Source organism: Lysinibacillus sphaericus (assembly GCF_015844675.1).
Lineage (GTDB): Bacteria > Bacillota > Bacilli > Bacillales_A > Planococcaceae > Lysinibacillus > Lysinibacillus sphaericus_E.
This window is the reverse complement of record NZ_LDGC01000016.1, coordinates 70,632-87,632: the sequence shown is the minus strand read 5'-3', so window position 1 is coordinate 87,632 and position 17,001 is coordinate 70,632. Positions and strand designations below refer to the sequence as shown.

Genomic DNA, 17,001 nt, shown 5'->3' with positions numbered 1-17,001 from the left:
AGTCTTCTCCAAATCGTAAACTATTGTTTTTAGATACTACTTTCATAGTACGATTTCCTCCATTAGAAAATGCGTTTATTAATCCGGCGCTAAATCATGTATTAGCTTCATGTAAAATTGACATCTTTCTATGTCACTTCAAACTTTAAATTCACTGACAAGATTTCGTAGACTATCTGCTTGTTGTGCTAGCTCTGTGGCAGCTGCGTTAATTTCCTGCATGGATGCAGACCCTTGAGTTGCCGCAGCGGCAGAAGTGACGGTGTTGGCAGCTGATTGTTCAGCGTAGGCATTTACCTGTACAAAATCATTCGCTACATTATGACTATAATCAAGTGTTAGTGCAATTTTTTCTACCATAGTCGTGATAATTGTCGTTGTTTCTTTAGTATGCGTCAAAATATTGGCTAAAGATTGATTTGTTTCATTCGTTACTTCAACGCCACGAATAACGGAAGAAACACCCTCGTGGTTTTGAGAGATGATGGATATTACTTCATTTTGAATAGACGTTACAATGGAAGTTACTTCTTTTGCGGCAATTTGAGATTGTGCTGCTAGCTTTCGAACTTCATCAGCGACAACAGCAAAGCCTCGACCGTGCTCACCAGCGCGTGCTGCCTCAATCGCAGCATTTAAGGCAAGTAAATTTGTTTGCTCTGAAATAGCAGTAATCGTGCCGATAATTGATGTGATATCGGCGGATTTTCGACCAAGCGCTTCAACAGTGGTAGTCGTGCTGGCCATCGTTTCTTCTATAGATTGCATGACTAACGAAGATTGTTGAACGGAGCGACTGCCATCATTAGCCGCTTCCTGCATAGCTAATGATGCACGCTGAACAGCAGTTGCTTGCTCATTTAACTGGTGCACAGAATGCTCAAGATCACTCATCTTTTGTTGCGCGCTCGTCATACTTGAAATCGTATTCTCGCTATCGGATGCGATATCAGCCGTAGCATCTGCAATATTCTGTATAGTACGGGCGTTTTCGTCGGCTAAAGACATTAGTTCTTGGCTACTACTTGAAACGTGGTCCGCAAGATTACTGACACGTTTCATCAAATTAGATATTGATTCAATTAGTGTATTAGTTGAAGTGGCGATAGTTGAAAACTCATCATGATTACGAACTTTAACTCGTCGTGTCAAGTCTCCGCCAGCCCGTGCAATATCGAGAATGGAATCGTTAATAGCTTGTGTATTGTTTCTTAATGATTTAAATAACATATAACCAAAAACAATAATGGCAATAAGTCCAAGTATTGAAATGAAGAAGAAAGAAGTAATAGATAGTGTAACTTGCTTGTTAAGCTTATCTAGTTTCGCTTTATTTGCAGCATCCATAACCTCGTTAATAGATTCGATATTTTTATCAATATACGCTTTCATCGATTCTCCAGCACCGTCGATCATAAGTTTTCGAGCTTGTTCAAGTCCAAGTTCATCACGCATTGTCATAACCTTACTAGAATATTCAAGGTAATTTTTATAGTATTGATTGATCGCCTGTATATGACCTAACTCTAGCTCTCTTTCTGTAAACTGCTTTTCTAAGGCCTTCATTTTTTTATCGATGGTATCAATTTTCATTTTATAAGAGGTAGCGAAGCTCCCGTTCCCAGAAATTAAATAGGCTTGTTCTAAATTGGTGAGCCTCGCAATTTCATACGCAAGTTGGTTAACCGTTAATTGTTCTTGAACGTTTTTCTCAGTAAAATCCTTCATTTGAATTTGTAGATTTTCAATATTGATATACGACAATAAACCCATAGTGCCATTAATAATAATGAGGAGAGAAAATATAATAAGCACTTTGCCTCGAATTAAATGGTAATAACGTTGTCGTTTTTCTTTGATAGGAGGGATATTATGCCTATTAACTTCTAAAACATCTTTTTTCTTTTTTGAAAAGCTATTTGTAAAGAAAGATGGTCGTTTCTTTACAAATTTACTGTGTTTATGAGAGTCTTTGATCGTCATCACCTTCCAACTTTTGAATAGTTGATTTAAATTTTACCTTATTTTTATAGGTATTTCTATCCCTTTTTTCTAATAATTTTTATTTTTCAGATAAATTATGTGTATTATTTTTCTGTGAGGAAAGTCCGGTTTGTGCTACTAGTTATAGTGGAGAAAATACTTATTCGATATTATTGTGACTAAGAAGGTATTTTTTGATAAACTAGCGGAAAGCAGATGAGTAAAAAGGGGATTTAAGTATGAAAAAGAGCTTTTATTTGTATGTACTAACATTCAGAGGTGGAGATTGGTCAGATCCGAAGGTGCGATTTGCAGAGGAAGTGTTCAATGAGCATAATTTTCCGAAGCAGAGCATGGACTTTGATGAGCTTTCTTCATATATTGAATCTTACGCTACAGATAACTTAAAAATAGAAGTATTTGATGAGTTGTGGTCATTATACGTAGATCTCGCGTAATAATAAGTGGAAACAATAAAATTTATTTCAAGTTGCTAGACGTCTAGCGTTGCGAAAATACGAGAAACACAGTATTATTTATAGTGATAACTGACAGAAAAGAGGGATTGCAGTATGAGTATTCATATTAATGCAAAAAAAGGCGAAATCGCTGACACAATTTTACTTCCAGGAGATCCATTACGTGCAAAGTACATTGCTGAAACATTTTTAGAAGATGTTACTTGCTATAACGAAGTTCGTAACATGTTTGGTTATACAGGTACGTATAAAGGTAAACGTATTTCTGTTCAAGGAACTGGTATGGGTGTGCCATCAATCTCGATTTACGCTACAGAATTAATGCAAGAATATGATGTTCAAAAATTAATCCGCGTAGGTACTTGTGGTGCAATTCAAAAAGATGTAAAAGTTCGTGACGTTATTTTAGCGCAAGCAGCAACATCTGATACACGTATGAACCAAATCATTTGGGGTGGCGCTATCGACTTCGCACCGATCTCTGACTTTGATTTATTATTAAAAGCATACAATGCAGGTAAAGATGCTGGTTTAAACTTACAAGTAGGTAATATCTTTACAGCAGATTTATTCTATTCAGATGAGCACCAAAACGAAAAATTAGCTCAATACGGCGTACTTGCTGTAGAAATGGAATCAGCAGCACTTTACACATTAGCTGCAAAATACGGCCGTCAAGCACTTTCTATCTTAACTGTAAGTGACCACATTCTAACTGGTGAAGTAACATCATCAGAAGAACGCCAAACTACATTCAATGACATGATCGTTGTTGCACTTGAAGCGGCTATTCAAGAGTAGTCTTATCAAGGTTTGAAGTTTGGAATAAATTTCAAAGGGACTAAGTCTTATATAATTGCCTGTTAGGTGACTGAATAACTCAGAGCCTAATGGGCTTTTAATTTACTACAAACTTGAGTTTTAGGAAGCATAAAAAGGCTTGTGTGTAATTTCATCCTCATGTGGAAACTTGTAAAATAACTCTTTCCCTGAAGCTAATCCAACCAAATTCAATTCTTGGGCAATTAATCCTGTTTCTTCATATAACTCCTTTTGAGCAGTTTCTTCAAAACTATCTCCTATTTCCACTCCACCGCCTGAAAGCCCCTAATTATCAGTATCTGAACGTAATAGCAATAGTCATTTCATTCCTTTCATTATTGCTGAAGCTGGTGCAATAATAGGGATTGTTCCAACATATCGGCGTTAAGCTAAAGCCTTCGTTAGTCTAAACAAATTTTATATTTTTCTTGAAAGAATTTTCTACTAAAGCATAGAGTAAACCTGCAATACCAAAAATGAGAATCGAAGTAATAATGCTGAAATTATATTCCTCTATAAAAAGAAAATCATATATTTTTTTAAAAGCAAACGTTCCTATTACCCCACTTAAAAAGGTGAATATTACCACTCTATACAGTAAGGATTCTATAAACTTACTTACGACGAATGTAAGTGGTAAAAATGAAATAGGATATAAAATAAACGTAAAAGATGCCGCTATGAACAAATAAATGAGTACATATTCTGACGTTATATTTTTATTTCCTTCTACTACGTCCAATCCAAATGCTGCAAAGGAAAATAACAATCCAAAAGGGATCCACATGATTAAACTATGATAAAAAGTTTTCAAACTATTATCCTCCTATGAACTTAATAAGATTCAATCAAACCTCATAATAAATTATGACGAAAAAAGTGGAATAAAGTTACAATTGTTTATTTGACTCAACTGTTCTGTTAGAGGAATAACTGAAAATAAATAGCGGAACAACCATAGAAAATTGGTTGGTGGTAATGAAATATATGGAATTATACCCAATTAAATTAAAAGAGGTATAATTAAAATAACAGAACTGATTAGTGGTGATATGGTTTGAAAGGGGGGGCTTGAGTATGAAGCGTTTAGTTATAGTGATAGGTGTAATTTGGTTGATTTTATTAGCTATGTGGTTTTTAACTACAGATTCACCGATTTAGAGTGAGATTGGATTATTAAACTATGGGGTTTAGCTGAATAAACAAAAAATGATTGACATAGCCGAATAAAAACCGACTGAAGCAGACATCGTACATAAACCTCCATCCTGTGAGCATGTATATACGGTGCTGTGGAAAGAAATTGTTCAGCAGAAGATTGAAAACATTTGTTTAAACAGAAAAAACAACCAAAGATTGGCTGTTTTCTCGGCGTTTAAACAACAAGATTCCATATGTATTTAATTCCATCCCATATAGCTAAGGCTATGATTAATGCTAGAATCCCTTTACAAATATCTTTCATTTAAGCACCTCCAATGAAATGGTTATTTATGTATTTACGGAAGAGAGTTATAAAAGTTTCATTTTTTTAGATACAAGCGAAATTGAAATCATTACCTGAACAATATGAGTAAGGGACTACGTAGACGCAAAGCATTAATTGATAAAACAGCCAAGCGGTTAGCATCGGCCCAATTTATTAAGAATATATTAATGTGTTGTATAAAAAAGGGGATGGGCATTATTGGATTATTAAATATTATTACGACCGCTTTCGGGATTAGCATGATAACATTGTTTGTTTTTCTCTGGACAACTGATGAGGACAAATGGAGTTTAAAAGGTATATCTTCTTACGCAGTTCCACTAGCATGTGTCTATTTTGTTGTTTTTGTGCTTGTGTAAAAGATTGAAATTTCTTGAACTCAATATAGTGAAATTCCTAACGCTAGCGTAGTTAACTAAAAAAAGTTGTAAATTACTAATGTGAAGTAATAGCAAAAACGTACGGAAATGGCTAAATGTTGGTTAACTAAACAATTAAAACCAGGGTATTTAGAACTTTGATGCTCAATTTTTATCTTTTAAAAATTCATTTTTTAAATATTAGAAAATAACTAGTATACACATCCATACATAGATTTAATTGCTACATATCCTAGCAATATAGAGAGCGCTCTCTAATACTAAAAAATGAAAAGGGGAATTTTTTTTGAGTGAACAATCAGAAAATCTAAATCAAATATCACCTTGTCCAGTAGAATCAACTGAACTAGTACCATTAGCTAATGAGGTTACTCCACTAGTCGCTACACCGGTTACAGCTCCAACTGTTAAAATTCCAGTTGTACTTGCAGAACCAACACTTCAAATAGTTGTGGAATCAGATATTACGCTGAGTCCTGCTGCAACTGAAATCAAAAGAGTGAAAAAACATGTATTCCTAAATCAAGTTAAATTAGTACCTGTTCGATTTGCACGTATTGATAACACTGACTTTTTTAGAGTAACAAGAGCTAAATTATTTGTAGCAGGACATATTCGTAAAAATATAGAATATGCTTCATCAGCATGTAATGGTGCACTTCAAGATAGAATTGCCGATGTTCCGTTTTCTGGTTTTACAGACTTAACTTTCCCACAAACACCTGGAGGTCCTACTCCAATCTTGGGGATTTCTGAGTTTGCCGAAGCGAACTTCCTGAACGAGCGTACTCAAATGGATGCTCGCTTGGATAAGGCTTTCTTCCAAAATCTCGTTAAATACAATGAACAACCATTTGGCGAGTTAGTCGCTGCAAACTTCTTTGAACTTGATTTTTCACCAATTATGGCATCTCCAGAAGGTACTTTCAGCACATTGCGTGAAAAAATTGTTCTGGATCTTACAGTAAAAGTACTGCAAGTTCAACAAGTCCGCCTTGGAGCTGGTAGTACTGTAGTTACTCCTGTTCTTTTCGGACTTACTCCTCCTACTAGTCCTTGATAATCTCTAGTTTATAGAGGTAAAGCAAATAAAAAAGGCAGTTCACGGCAACAAAATGTTATCGAATAACAACCTTGTAATATTAAATGAGCACTACTAATTAATTAACTATTTGAACCGGCAGTTGAAAGTTCAGTTAAATCTGAATTTCAACTGCCTTTTTGCAATTTAATAACCAAGAAGTATTAGTTTCAATAGTTCCCGAAAAAGAAATCGAACTATAGAACGCAAATAAAAAGATTTATCTTCATTTTAAAAGCCTTTCATAGATGGGCTATTAAGACTGTGAAGCTTGATTTGTGGTGATAGATGTTGAGATTAGGCATGAATGACAATACTTGTGCATTTGTGTATCGAATAGCCCTGTTAAATTAAAAATAGGATGTCCATTCGCAATCCATGTCCATATCTATTACGATACTGTAGGAAATATCGAGTCTAGAACTAACCCAAGTCTTAAAAATATTTTCTATTTTCTTTTTAAGTTCTTCAGAGCCCATATTCTCATCGATACCTAATTCTTCTATAGTAAACGTTTCTTGTATTCTATCTTTATATTTAGTATCAACTGCAAAAGTAACAGTTTTCTTCATAAGAGTACCCTCCAATTCATTAAGTAGTAGCATAGCAGAAAGTGAAGGAGAGCTGATGTGCAATCTTAAACGCAAGTCCTAATCTTCTTAAACACAAATTTTCATTTGTTTAAGAAAGTGTTTAATTCATAGAATTTCGTACTTTTTCAGGAATCATCACTACCTCAGTTTGTAAATCTACAGGTTTAAAGGTTTTATCAATACATTCATCCCAGTATTCAATATGTTTTTTATCAATCCAATGCTCTGAATCATCAACATCAATTCCACCTGTCCCTTGAACAACATACCAATACAAGTATTCTTCGCCATTTAACACTTCTCGAAAAATCGTTTCAACGTACATTTTCTCGCCTTCAAGAGTAACTAGAACCTCTTCCATATTTTCATTCAAGAAAGCTAACCACTCATTTACTTTTTCCGTTTTACCTTGTTTCACTCGATATCGCGTGCACTTAATATTCATTGTACTTTGTTCCTTTCTATTTTTTATCCATATTAATACCACTACATTTTAACATAGTATATATTATTTTCGTATTCTTCTGAATTTTCTTTAGTCAAATGGAAAAGTACGGACTTAACTGCGGCTTTGTGATAAGGTGAAGATATGAAAGACAAGATTGATAGGGGGTATCTTGAATCTTTATTTCTAATTTACGATAGCATTAAGAAATCTAATAAAATAGTGCAGGATATGGAAGAAACCTTTTTACAAAGATGATATGCGATGATACTATATATTAGGCGGTAATTTCAAGGAGAGATAATTCTTTCCTATTCGATATTTCGTCAATTAAAGAACGACAGAAGGTATAGTAAATATCGTGACAAATCTAATGTATGTATTTTGTTTAATAGTTTGGGGACTTAATTTTATTGCAGTGAAAATTCAAGGAACGCCAGTGAGCTTAGAATTATCCTTGACTTATCGACTAGTTATTACTGCATTTTTATTTATTGCACTAGTGTTGTTTCTTAAGCCAAAAGGGAAGCCAACACGTAAAGATATACCATTTATTATGGTGTTTGGTATATGTAATTTTGCTTTAAGTTATTTATGCTTATACTACGCAACAATATTGAGCTCAGCAGCAATTGTAACATTAATCTTTTCATTAAAAGTGATATTGACTCCGCTAGCTCTTCGGATTTTCTTAAAAGAGCAACTACATCCTCGTGTTTTGTTTGGAGGAGTGTTAGGCGTGGTAGGAGTTTGTGTCCTCATTTATCCTTCTTTAAATAGTTTTTCTAGCTTCGATGTTTTAAAAGGTATTTTGATTGCTCTTTTAGGTACAGTACTTACAGCTATTGGTGATGTAAGTTCTGCGAGGAATGCCAGAGGAAAGATTGACCCTATTTATTCGAACGCTATTGGCTTTACTGTAGGAAGTATTTTAATGTCAGTCATTGTATTGTTCCAGGGGCAAAAGATCATCATCCCTACATCAATAACATACATATCAGCTTTATTGTACTTAACATTGATCGCATCCTTCCTAGCATGGCTATTTTATTTAAAGCTTGTTGAAAGAATAGGTGCTGCAAAAAGCGGGTACATGGTAGCTTTATTTCCGGTAATTGGAGGTATAGCTTCTGTTCTAATTGGTGAATCACCTCTTTCGATTTATTTGATCTTAGGATGTCTGTCTAGCTGTATAGGTGCAGCTATAGCTTTAGGATTTAGAATACCCCGTAGAATTAAGCAAATATAATTCAAGTTTTTTCGACAGCGTAAAGGATTTAAGGAAGTATGATTATAGTAGTCCACTCAGAAATGGGTGGATTTTTGAATTTGTTATTTCTTTTTCTACTAATCAACTCCTTTGGGACTATCTGAATCGAGCTATTTTAAATCTGAAAGTTAAAAAAGAGGAGGATTCTATTTTGAAAAAGACAATTAGTTTATTCATCACGCTTCTTCTATTCTGCAGTTTGTTGGTTATGTGTAAAAGTGAAGTTAAAGCTACTTTTGTAGGGGTAATTGAGGAGATGGTAAACGATCGGAAAGCCGTAGTTTATGTAACTGAATCAGAAAATAATGCGGTTTACGGAATTGTTTATGTAAATCTTGCAAAGAATCCCGACGAAACATTTAAAGTTGGTGATAAAGTAAAAGTCGGCTATAACGGAAAAGTACAAGGTACGGCACCAATGGCTGTTACTACACTTACTGTTGAATTAGTTGAGTAATATAATAGAGGACAATGTGACTTTGCATTGAATAATTTGATCATTACTCTGCTTTCTCGTAAGTCTATTGAGAGAGAAAATTATGAGGCATGATTTTATTATCTCATGTTACCTCAACATGTAAACAAAAATAATTGTAATTGGAGGAGCACAAATGTCTGAAGATTTAACAGTAAAAATGAATGCAGGAAAACTGAACATTCGGGTTGCAGCATGGATTATTCACGACGACAACTTATTAGTAAGTCAATTTCCTGACGGGTCAATTTCTTTGCCAGGAGGAAGAGTACAGTTACGAGAAACTAGTATTGAGGCAATCGAGCGTGAGATATTGGAAGAAACGGGAGTGCAACTAGATACCCCAAAATTATTTGCGGTAATCGAAAATTTTTTCCACGATAAGGACTATTTTCACGAGATTTTATTTATTTACCGTGGTCAAATTCCAATTCAATCTAACTACAACGGACAGGATTCCAGTAGACAAAAAATTAGTTGGCTCCCTTGGGCACAAGTGAATGACTTGAAACCGGATATTCTCGTTAATTTATCCCAAATTGTAGAGGTAGAGAAACTATATCACTTCACAAATATTGAAGTAAGGTAGCCCTGCAATTACTAGAGGTACCTAAACACAAAATAAAAGGACTAGTATGTACGGATTTCTACACACAGGCCCTAATGCTGAATACTTAATAAAATTGATTTTGATAGGCGATTATAGATTTTTATTTTTTAAAAATAGATGTATTTTCTATACGAATAGAATCGACTTCTCCACAATCTAAACAAAATGTATATATTTTGTTAGCTCCTTTAAATGAACCTTTACTTGGTTTTACAGGTATATAGTCTGTAGCTTCTGTAAATTGGGTATTTCCACATCTCTTACATTGTTTATTAGTCATATTTTCGCTCCTCTATCGTACTTTTTCTACAGTGAAATTGTAACATAGAAAGAGCGCGTTTTGGGAAGGAATGGAAAAATGTGTGGGTGTTTTATTTTTACCAAAAACGATTACTTATGCTAGTTGATTTAAGCTACGCGCTATGGATTTTTCCGAATTAGATGGAATATCGAAAATAGGGAGGGAATGATGATTGTTCTTTTGTATGTAGATAGAAGAGGGAGCAGTTTTGGGAAACATATAGGCATTTGCGTAGACTGTTAATCCTTTAATAGCATAACCTATATCGATATCGAAAGGAGGAAAAAATATGCAATACGATTACAGGCATGATAATTATGGAGGACAACATGGTGGCAGACATCCATATTACCCAGTTTCGCCAACTCATTTTTATCCGAGCCAACACTATCCATCCCATCATTTCTACCCAATGCATTACTACCCAACCCATCAGCGCTATCCGCACCACCATCACCAACAACACCATCACCAACAACACCATCATCATCACCAATACCCACAACAGCACTATCCGAATCCACGCTATTACTAAACAAGAAGCGACAAGAACTTTATAAAAGTGAACGGATATTGGAGGAAAGTGTTCCGCTTAATGAATGCATAGGGATAACTTAGTATTCAATAATAAATTTAGCCAATACTTATGAATAAAATATAAAGAAAAATTGTTAGTATTGAAATTTATTGATGATTGTTGGGGAAGTGTGGACAAATTGGATTATTAAGCAAAGTTTACTTGAGTTAAATAGTTAAAAAGGTCACTCTGTGAAAGTGACCTTGAATGAAGAAGTGTAAGGCTAAAACAAACACGCTTTATTATTTTAATATCTTAAAATGATTATTAAAGATTAATAAACGAATGTAGCGCCGACAATAATTAAAAGAATGAACAGAACAACAATTAGAACAAATGTTGAACCGTTATTGCCACCTCCATAGCTATAACCTCCATAGCAACAATTGTTGTTATAATTGCCACTGAACCATCCCATGAAGCATTCCTCCTTTCTACATCTATAATATGTATAGATATAGAAAGTGAGGGTGGTATTTATCCAACAAAAAGTACCATTAAATTATAATTTTGGGGAATTAATGATTTCTTAATTTACTTTGAATAAAAGGGCCACTGTATAGAAGTGACCCTCAGTAACAAGGCGGTGTAAGCTAAAAAATTAGCTTATACTATTATTATGATGAAATAACTCTTTTGCATAGTGGATTGCCTTAGGAATTAATTTATAAATAGTAATGTGAAAAATGCACCATGCAAACAGGGATTTCTATAAGACCAAGATAGCTTAATGGCCATCTTGGTCTATTTTGTGTGATGAAAGTGGAAGTATTACATAACAAACTAAACCAACTTCAATGGTAGTTTTAATTAAAAGTATAAAAAGCTTCACGAGGTGCAACATAAAAAAGTATTTTAGATGTTTTGTTAAATCAAATAAAGCTTTTAGTGAGGTGAAAGATTTAAAAATGGATATTATCCTAGCGTTGTTACCAGCACTCTTTTGGGGAAGTATTGTATTATTTAACGTCAAGCTCGGTGGTGGACCGTATAGTCAAGTACTTGGAACAACATTTGGTGCACTTATATTCTCTATAGGTATTTACTTTTTTGTCAAGCCTGAGTTATCTCCTATAGTGTTTGGAGTCGGAATTGTATCAGGTCTTTTTTGGGCATTAGGTCAAGTAAACCAATTGAAAAGTATTGATTTAATTGGGGTTTCAAAAACGATGCCCATTTCAACTGGGATGCAACTGGTATCAACGACTTTATTTGGCGTAATCGTGTTTCATGAATGGTCGACAACAATGTCGGTTATATTAGGTGTTCTTGCACTTATTAGTATCATCATTGGTATCGTTCTCACATCACTTCCTAATCCAGAAGAGAAAAAAGAAGAACACGGAAGCAATTTGAAAAAAGGGATTTTAATTTTACTTGTTTCAACTTTTGGTTATTTAGTATATGTGGTGATAGTACGATTATTTAATGTAAGTGGATGGTCTGCTTTATTGCCACAAGCAATCGGGATGGTAATAGGTGGGGTTTTATTAACATTTAAGCATAAACCATTTAATAAATATGCAATTCGTAATATTATTCCTGGTTTAATATGGGCTGCCGGAAATATGTTTTTATTTATATCACAGCCACGTGTAGGCGTCGCAACTAGTTTTTCTCTTTCTCAAATGGGGATCGTCATCGCTACTTTAGGTGGAATTTTTATATTAGGTGAGAAAAAAACAAAAAAACAATTCATCGCCATTATTATCGGGATTGTTTTTATAGTCGCTGCTGGAATTATGTTAGGAATTGCGAAAAGATAAAAAGGAGGACCTTGTATGTATCCAGATTTAGAAGGAAAAGTTGTTGTCATTACAGGCGCTGCAACGGGACTAGGAAAAGCAATGGGCATTCGCTTTGGAGAGGAAAAAGCGAAAGTAGTTATTAATTATCGTTCCAATGAAGCGGATGTAAATGCTGTAGTGGAAGAGGTTAAAAAAGCTGGTGGGGAGGCCATTGCTGTACAAGGTGATGTTACAGTTGAAGCGGATGTCATCAATCTTGTTCAGACTGCAATAAAAGAGTTTGGGACCCTCGATGTAATGATTAATAATGCAGGTATAGAAAACCCAGTCGCTTCTCATGAAATGCCGTTAAGTGATTGGAATAGAGTCATTAGTACAAATTTAACGGGTGCGTTTTTAGGAAGTCGAGAAGCCATTAAATATTACGTCGAAAATGAAATTAAAGGAACAGTTATCAATATGTCCAGTGTGCATGAGGTAATTCCTTGGCCGTTGTTTGTGCATTATGCCGCTAGTAAAGGGGGCATTAAGTTAATGACAGAAACATTAGCCTTAGAATATGCGCCAAAGGGAATTCGTGTCAATAACATTGGACCAGGAGCAATCAATACACCTATAAATGCTGAGAAATTTGCTGATCCAGCCAAACGTGCTGATGTAGAAAGCATGGTTCCGATGGGGTATATCGGAAAACCAGAAGAAATCGCTGCTGTCGCAGTATGGCTTGCTTCATCACAAGCTAGTTATGTAACAGGTACTACTCTATTTGCGGATGGTGGAATGACTTTATATCCAGAATTCCAGGCTGGTCGTGGATAACTAAAGGTGTGCAAAAAAGGTATCAAGGTTTCTTGGAAGGCACTGAAAAACTTACGTTTTCATAAAAACGAACCTTATTTTTGTCTCTATTCCTTATTCATTTTCGTTTATATCCGTTTCAAATTGACAGCGAATATCCAATGCTGTATCGTACCCGTGTCCGTTTTTAATTCACTATTCTTCGCTTCTACTTTGTAGCGATTTGTGGCTAATTGCTTAAATGCTTCCGTATTTTGAAATGGTTTCTTGATTTGAAATCATCGGGGGCACCACCTGCACATTAATTCTTTTATTATAAAGGAAAGCGTGACTAAAATAATAGGTTGATACATTGTGGAGAAGCATCGCTCTACTCCTGCGGGAAAGCGAGACAGACGAGACCCCGCACAAAGCGAAGCGTAGGAGGAGGCTCGGCGCTCGCCCGCGGAAAGCGAGCGGAATGCTTCGGAAAAGACAGTAGAGTCACAGTGCCAAATGAAAAAAGCAAGGTATTCAACGATTTAATAGTTGAATACCTCGCAATGTGAGAAGATATAGACTTTTTCAGTGCCCTCGTTTCTTGATGCCTTTTTTCTTACATATGTTACAAAAGAGAAATGATGTATGATTGCCTAAAGAAGGGATTATATTCAAGTGGGAGTGATAAGGGTTGAATAATTCTTGGAATAGATTTATCTATAGGATTGGTTCTCCAATTTACGACAAGTTCTTTAATTCTGGTGTTTTTTTGAATGCTCGAAAAAAAATATTTCAATCCATAGTATTTAATAATCAACAAAAGATTCTATTTGTAGGTGTAGGAACAGGCGCGGATTTAGAGTTAATTAATCACAATGACTTAAAAATAACGGCTATTGATTATTCACCCGATATGCTCCGAAAAGCAAAGGGAAAGTTTGAACATTCTACAATAACATTTTTAGAAATGGATGCTCAAAATTTGGAATTTGAAAATGAATCGTTTGACTATGTGGTAGCTAGTTTAATCCTTTCGGTAGTACCTGACGCAACTAAATGTTTTCAAGAGATGACGAGGGTTTTAAAGCAAGAAGGGAGAATAATAGTTTTTGATAAATTTGTTCCTAAAAACCAAAAACTGTCCTTGCCCAAGATTTTGCTAAGACCCATTATCAGCCTATTAGGAACTGATATTGGTCGGAGCTTTGATGAAATCTCGCCGGAAAATATAGTAGTGGAAGAAGATACGCCCATCATGTTCAATGGGATGTATAGGAAAATAATAATTAGAAAAATATATTGATATTTTTAATAAGAAGAATTAAGTAAAGCACTTAGTAGTTTAGTTATTTATAACATACAGCCTATGTACGAATAACCAAAACCCTATAATTGATTTATCATATTCTATTATTATTATCGATCGATTGAAAAGAGGGTATACAATGATGAATTCTTCCTGCAATTGTGATTGTAAAAATGTATTTCGATCAAATAAAGTTTCTTCTTGTCCGATTTGTCACTGTAGTTCTGTTAGGCTTCCCGTTCCAAGTAATTTTACGACAGGGGCAATATGGAGAAATCCATCTACAGAGACGATTGTTGTCACTCTTTTAAATAAATCAGATGCACCCCAAACAGTAACAGTTTCGGTATTAGATTGGCAAAATTGTGCCCAAGAGGAGATGCCAAAAGAAGCCTTCTTATGTGGAGAATCGCAATCTTCCTCTTTTTATGACCCAGCAACGCCTCTTACTTTTACAATTCCAGCTAAAAAACTACTAGTCGTACATGCAACTCCGCAAAACGCTTGGCAACTAAGTGATCCATGTTATGAAGTGCCTGTTAGACTCCCGGGTGATCCTGTTTTTCCAAGTGATCCAATTCTTCCAAGTGATCCAATTCTTCCTAATGATCCTATTATCATGAATACATGGGGGATTAATATTGCAGGGGTGCCTCAAGAAGGAAATACAGTATTCCATCGACAGTTTCAGCGAACTATTTTTATTTAACTTCTTTCAGCGGATGTCACGGAAAAAGAGTGCACATAGGAGGTAGCCTAAAATCATTGCGTCGATGGGATAATGGCTATGCACATGACGCATTGTTTTCTGTGCGAAAGCGAAGCGACATCAACAATTATGCAAAGAAATAATTGAACAATAGGAAAGTGGTATAACTTCTTATGAGCTACAAAAACATGACCAGTACTCATGACTGGTCATTTAGTGTTTTTTAAAATGTAGAAAAGCAAGGTCAAAACCAAAAATAAAGAGGGCTGTTTTCTTGATGAGTTGATCTACAAAATATGTAGAAGCAACTTGTTTTTATTTTTTAACAGCGACAATATATACGAAAACAGCCTTAAAGGTTTTGTATTTTAGACTTTCACCCCTATTAGGACAAGTATTAAGTCAGTGAGAGTCCATTCAGACTAGTCTATATCACCGTTAAAAATTACCAAGAGACTATATTTTGAGTTTTTTAGTTAGTAGTCAATGCTACGCACCGCTCCATATTAATGTTCTTAATAAATATACCAAGCCAATACCGGCAATAATCAAAAGAATGAATAGAACAATAGCAAAGGCAAAATTCGTCCCTGTTCCATAAGTTGAATAACTCAATCAGCTCCCTCCTTCCTGTAGAAAGAAAAGGTATTATATTTTATTAAACACTTTAACAATACGTCGCTGCCTTTATTTAAAGTGTGATTTACGGCATTCATTTCTCCTAATTTTTTATGAACATGTCAGTTACTATTTTTGAGATGTCTTTATGGGCGCACTAACATACATTGATGAATCCGAGTATACTGCGCTGACTAGTTGGACCATTGTTGTGGCAAATTAATATTACTACCACAAACAAAGGGTACTTCCTTTTTAAATGTATACTATGATTTACAGCGTAAAGAACTCAGGGCCAATTACCTTTATGTACGGGGGAATTAATCCTGATTGATTAAAGAGTTCAGCACTGTAATTAAGGATGAAGTTGCTCAATTGTTGGAATGAGAGACCATTTAATGATTCATCTATATAAATCTATATTTTTATATTTGTTAATAAGTATTGTTCTACCTAAAAAATCTGTACCAATTCTCACCATTTTTGTATAGAATCTAAGATAACTTATTTGGAAATGGAGTGAAGAAAATGTTTCCTATTTTAGATACTGAACGATTAGTGTTAAGAGAACTTACTGAACATGACGCCCAAGAAGTATTAAATTGTTTTTCAAATCCTGATGTACTTCGCCACTATGGGCAAAAACCTTTAACAAATATAGAGCAGGTTAAACAAATAATTAAAAATTTTTCAAAGAATTATGATGAAAAACGTGGAATTAAATGGGGAATTTCATTAAAAGGACAAGAAGGTATTATTGGTACTATCGGTTTTCAAGAGTGGTCTACTGAGCATAAAAGAGCTGAAATCAGCTATGCACTTTTTCCTGAGAGCTGGGGAAAAGGGTATGCACAGGAGGCTGTTAAAAGAGTCCTATCATTTGGCTTTCAAGAAATGGATTTAATGCGTATTGGAGCTATTGTTTTTACTGAAAATGAAGCTTCAAATAAACTATTAACCAAATTAGGCTTTGAAAAAGAAGGGATCTTAAAAAATTATATGCACCAAAACGGTGTTCCGTATGACACTAGTATTTTTTCTCTAATTAAATAATGTAAATAGAAAAAAAGGGTCACTGGAGGAAAGTGACCCTTCGTCATTCATATAGAAGGTATAGGGATAAATTAGTATTACTCTAGGAAAAATAGGAGCAATAGAGATATTGGTGGTGTCGTTTATTAGTAACTAATGAAAGTAGCGCCAACGATAATTAAAAGGATGAATAATACTACAATTAGGGCAAAAGTGGACCCTGAGCCGTAACCATTACCTGAACAACTCATTTTTACTCCCTCCTTTCTACAATATATAATACGTAAAGCTGTAAAAAGGAGAGAT

General features: G+C 34.8%; 20 protein-coding genes and 1 pseudogene. 12 read left to right on the top strand and 9 right to left on the bottom strand.

Features of this window, described 5'->3' with window-relative positions:
• Positions 1–138: 138 nt before the first annotated feature.
• Positions 139–1,983 carry a methyl-accepting chemotaxis protein gene (locus ABE34_RS06495; protein WP_197141274.1) on the bottom strand — a complete coding sequence of 615 codons (1,845 nt, stop codon included), beginning with the start codon at positions 1,981–1,983 and terminating at the stop codon, positions 139–141.
• Between the two features lie 239 nt (positions 1,984–2,222).
• Between ABE34_RS06495 and ABE34_RS06490 the strand changes: the two genes are divergently transcribed.
• Entirely contained in the window at positions 2,223–2,441 is a 219-nt protein-coding gene (locus ABE34_RS06490) for a YozE family protein (RefSeq protein ID WP_079561117.1), read from the top strand.
• Positions 2,442–2,555: 114 nt separating this feature from the next.
• Positions 2,556–3,263 carry a purine-nucleoside phosphorylase gene (gene deoD, locus ABE34_RS06485; protein ID WP_197141254.1) on the top strand — a complete coding sequence of 236 codons (708 nt, stop codon included), beginning with the start codon at positions 2,556–2,558 and terminating at the stop codon, positions 3,261–3,263.
• Between the two features lie 120 nt (positions 3,264–3,383).
• Here deoD and ABE34_RS25015 read toward each other — a convergent pair.
• Together ABE34_RS25015 and ABE34_RS06475 are read right to left on the bottom strand one after the other, a co-directional pair.
• A pseudogene (locus ABE34_RS25015) lies at positions 3,384–3,554 on the bottom strand (NUDIX domain-containing protein); the annotation flags it as partial.
• A gap of 136 nt (positions 3,555–3,690) precedes the next feature.
• Positions 3,691–4,098, bottom strand: coding sequence for a hypothetical protein (locus ABE34_RS06475; protein ID WP_197141252.1), 408 nt, complete (start codon positions 4,096–4,098; stop codon positions 3,691–3,693).
• 1,341 nt (positions 4,099–5,439) lie between these two features.
• Between ABE34_RS06475 and ABE34_RS06465 the strand changes: the two genes are divergently transcribed.
• Positions 5,440–6,213 (top strand): CsxC family protein, encoded by a 774-nt coding sequence (locus ABE34_RS06465; RefSeq protein ID WP_197141250.1) that lies wholly within the window; start codon positions 5,440–5,442, stop codon positions 6,211–6,213.
• A 371-nt stretch (positions 6,214–6,584) separates the two neighbouring features.
• Here the strand turns inward: ABE34_RS06465 and ABE34_RS06460 are convergent, their stop codons facing one another.
• Positions 6,585–6,806, bottom strand: a complete 222-nt coding sequence (locus ABE34_RS06460) for a hypothetical protein (protein WP_197141248.1) — start codon at positions 6,804–6,806, stop codon at positions 6,585–6,587.
• Between the two features lie 121 nt (positions 6,807–6,927).
• Positions 6,928–7,272 (bottom strand): DUF6176 family protein, encoded by a 345-nt coding sequence (locus ABE34_RS06455; RefSeq protein WP_197141246.1) that lies wholly within the window; start codon positions 7,270–7,272, stop codon positions 6,928–6,930.
• Between the two features lie 361 nt (positions 7,273–7,633).
• Between ABE34_RS06455 and ABE34_RS06450 the strand changes: the two genes are divergently transcribed.
• The 3 genes from ABE34_RS06450 to ABE34_RS06440 all read left to right on the top strand — a co-directional run bounded on the left by ABE34_RS06450 (position 7,634) and on the right by ABE34_RS06440 (position 9,606).
• Entirely contained in the window at positions 7,634–8,521 is an 888-nt protein-coding gene (locus tag ABE34_RS06450) for an EamA family transporter (protein WP_197141244.1), read from the top strand.
• 172 nt (positions 8,522–8,693) lie between these two features.
• Entirely contained in the window at positions 8,694–8,999 is a 306-nt protein-coding gene (locus ABE34_RS06445; RefSeq protein ID WP_079561131.1) for a hypothetical protein, read from the top strand.
• Positions 9,000–9,153: 154 nt separating this feature from the next.
• Positions 9,154–9,606, top strand: a complete 453-nt coding sequence (locus tag ABE34_RS06440; RefSeq protein ID WP_197141242.1) for an NUDIX hydrolase — start codon at positions 9,154–9,156, stop codon at positions 9,604–9,606.
• A 121-nt stretch (positions 9,607–9,727) separates the two neighbouring features.
• Here ABE34_RS06440 and ABE34_RS06435 read toward each other — a convergent pair whose 3' ends face one another.
• A complete protein-coding gene (locus ABE34_RS06435; protein ID WP_197141241.1) occupies positions 9,728–9,907 on the bottom strand; it encodes a hypothetical protein in 180 nt (59 codons plus the stop codon).
• Positions 9,908–10,257: 350 nt separating this feature from the next.
• On the opposite strand from ABE34_RS06435, the gene ABE34_RS06430 reads away from it, so the two are divergent.
• Entirely contained in the window at positions 10,258–10,488 is a 231-nt protein-coding gene (locus tag ABE34_RS06430) for a hypothetical protein (protein ID WP_197141239.1), read from the top strand.
• 291 nt (positions 10,489–10,779) lie between these two features.
• Here the strand turns inward: ABE34_RS06430 and ABE34_RS06425 are convergent, their stop codons facing one another.
• Entirely contained in the window at positions 10,780–10,923 is a 144-nt protein-coding gene (locus ABE34_RS06425) for a YjcZ family sporulation protein (protein WP_197141237.1), read from the bottom strand.
• A gap of 490 nt (positions 10,924–11,413) precedes the next feature.
• Here ABE34_RS06425 and ABE34_RS06420 point away from each other — a divergent pair, with 490 nt between their 5' ends.
• The 4 genes from ABE34_RS06420 to ABE34_RS06405 all read left to right on the top strand — a co-directional run bounded on the left by ABE34_RS06420 (position 11,414) and on the right by ABE34_RS06405 (position 15,045).
• Positions 11,414–12,271 carry a RhaT/GlcU family sugar-proton symporter gene (locus ABE34_RS06420; RefSeq protein WP_197141235.1) on the top strand — a complete coding sequence of 286 codons (858 nt, stop codon included), beginning with the start codon at positions 11,414–11,416 and terminating at the stop codon, positions 12,269–12,271.
• A gap of 15 nt (positions 12,272–12,286) precedes the next feature.
• A complete protein-coding gene (gdh, locus tag ABE34_RS06415) occupies positions 12,287–13,072 on the top strand; it encodes a glucose 1-dehydrogenase (protein ID WP_197141233.1) in 786 nt (261 codons plus the stop codon).
• 649 nt (positions 13,073–13,721) lie between these two features.
• Entirely contained in the window at positions 13,722–14,333 is a 612-nt protein-coding gene (locus ABE34_RS06410; protein ID WP_197141231.1) for a class I SAM-dependent methyltransferase, read from the top strand.
• Between the two features lie 142 nt (positions 14,334–14,475).
• On the top strand, positions 14,476–15,045 hold the full coding sequence (locus ABE34_RS06405) for a hypothetical protein (RefSeq protein ID WP_197141229.1): 570 nt from the start codon (positions 14,476–14,478) through the stop codon (positions 15,043–15,045).
• Positions 15,046–15,534: 489 nt separating this feature from the next.
• On the opposite strand, the gene ABE34_RS06400 is transcribed toward ABE34_RS06405, so the two are convergent.
• Positions 15,535–15,660, bottom strand: a complete 126-nt coding sequence (locus ABE34_RS06400; RefSeq protein WP_197141227.1) for a YjcZ family sporulation protein — start codon at positions 15,658–15,660, stop codon at positions 15,535–15,537.
• Positions 15,661–16,191: 531 nt separating this feature from the next.
• Between ABE34_RS06400 and ABE34_RS06395 the strand changes: the two genes are divergently transcribed.
• A complete protein-coding gene (locus ABE34_RS06395) occupies positions 16,192–16,716 on the top strand; it encodes a GNAT family N-acetyltransferase (RefSeq protein ID WP_197141225.1) in 525 nt (174 codons plus the stop codon).
• 125 nt (positions 16,717–16,841) lie between these two features.
• On the opposite strand, the gene ABE34_RS06390 is transcribed toward ABE34_RS06395, so the two are convergent.
• Entirely contained in the window at positions 16,842–16,946 is a 105-nt protein-coding gene (locus tag ABE34_RS06390) for a YjcZ family sporulation protein (RefSeq protein ID WP_197141223.1), read from the bottom strand.
• Between the last annotated feature and the right edge of the window lie 55 nt (positions 16,947–17,001).

Bases quoted from the DNA above. Each gene is read 5' to 3' on its own strand.
- ABE34_RS06495 (WP_197141274.1), bottom strand. From the start codon at position 1,983: ATGACGATCAAAGACTCTCATAAACACAGTAAATTTGTAAAGAAACGA.
- ABE34_RS06490 (WP_079561117.1), top strand. From the start codon at position 2,223: ATGAAAAAGAGCTTTTATTTGTATGTACTAACATTCAGAGGTGGAGAT.
- deoD (WP_197141254.1), top strand. From the start codon at position 2,556: ATGAGTATTCATATTAATGCAAAAAAAGGCGAAATCGCTGACACAATT.
- ABE34_RS06460 (WP_197141248.1), bottom strand. From the start codon at position 6,806: ATGAAGAAAACTGTTACTTTTGCAGTTGATACTAAATATAAAGATAGA.
- ABE34_RS06455 (WP_197141246.1), bottom strand. From the start codon at position 7,272: ATGAATATTAAGTGCACGCGATATCGAGTGAAACAAGGTAAAACGGAA.
- ABE34_RS06440 (WP_197141242.1), top strand. From the start codon at position 9,154: ATGTCTGAAGATTTAACAGTAAAAATGAATGCAGGAAAACTGAACATT.
- ABE34_RS06435 (WP_197141241.1), bottom strand. From the start codon at position 9,907: ATGACTAATAAACAATGTAAGAGATGTGGAAATACCCAATTTACAGAA.
- ABE34_RS06430 (WP_197141239.1), top strand. From the start codon at position 10,258: ATGGTGGCAGACATCCATATTACCCAGTTTCGCCAACTCATTTTTATC.
- ABE34_RS06425 (WP_197141237.1), bottom strand. From the start codon at position 10,923: ATGGGATGGTTCAGTGGCAATTATAACAACAATTGTTGCTATGGAGGT.
- ABE34_RS06420 (WP_197141235.1), top strand. From the start codon at position 11,414: ATGGATATTATCCTAGCGTTGTTACCAGCACTCTTTTGGGGAAGTATT.
- gdh (WP_197141233.1), top strand. From the start codon at position 12,287: ATGTATCCAGATTTAGAAGGAAAAGTTGTTGTCATTACAGGCGCTGCA.
- ABE34_RS06405 (WP_197141229.1), top strand. From the start codon at position 14,476: ATGATGAATTCTTCCTGCAATTGTGATTGTAAAAATGTATTTCGATCA.
- ABE34_RS06395 (WP_197141225.1), top strand. From the start codon at position 16,192: ATGTTTCCTATTTTAGATACTGAACGATTAGTGTTAAGAGAACTTACT.
- ABE34_RS06390 (WP_197141223.1), bottom strand. From the start codon at position 16,946: ATGAGTTGTTCAGGTAATGGTTACGGCTCAGGGTCCACTTTTGCCCTA.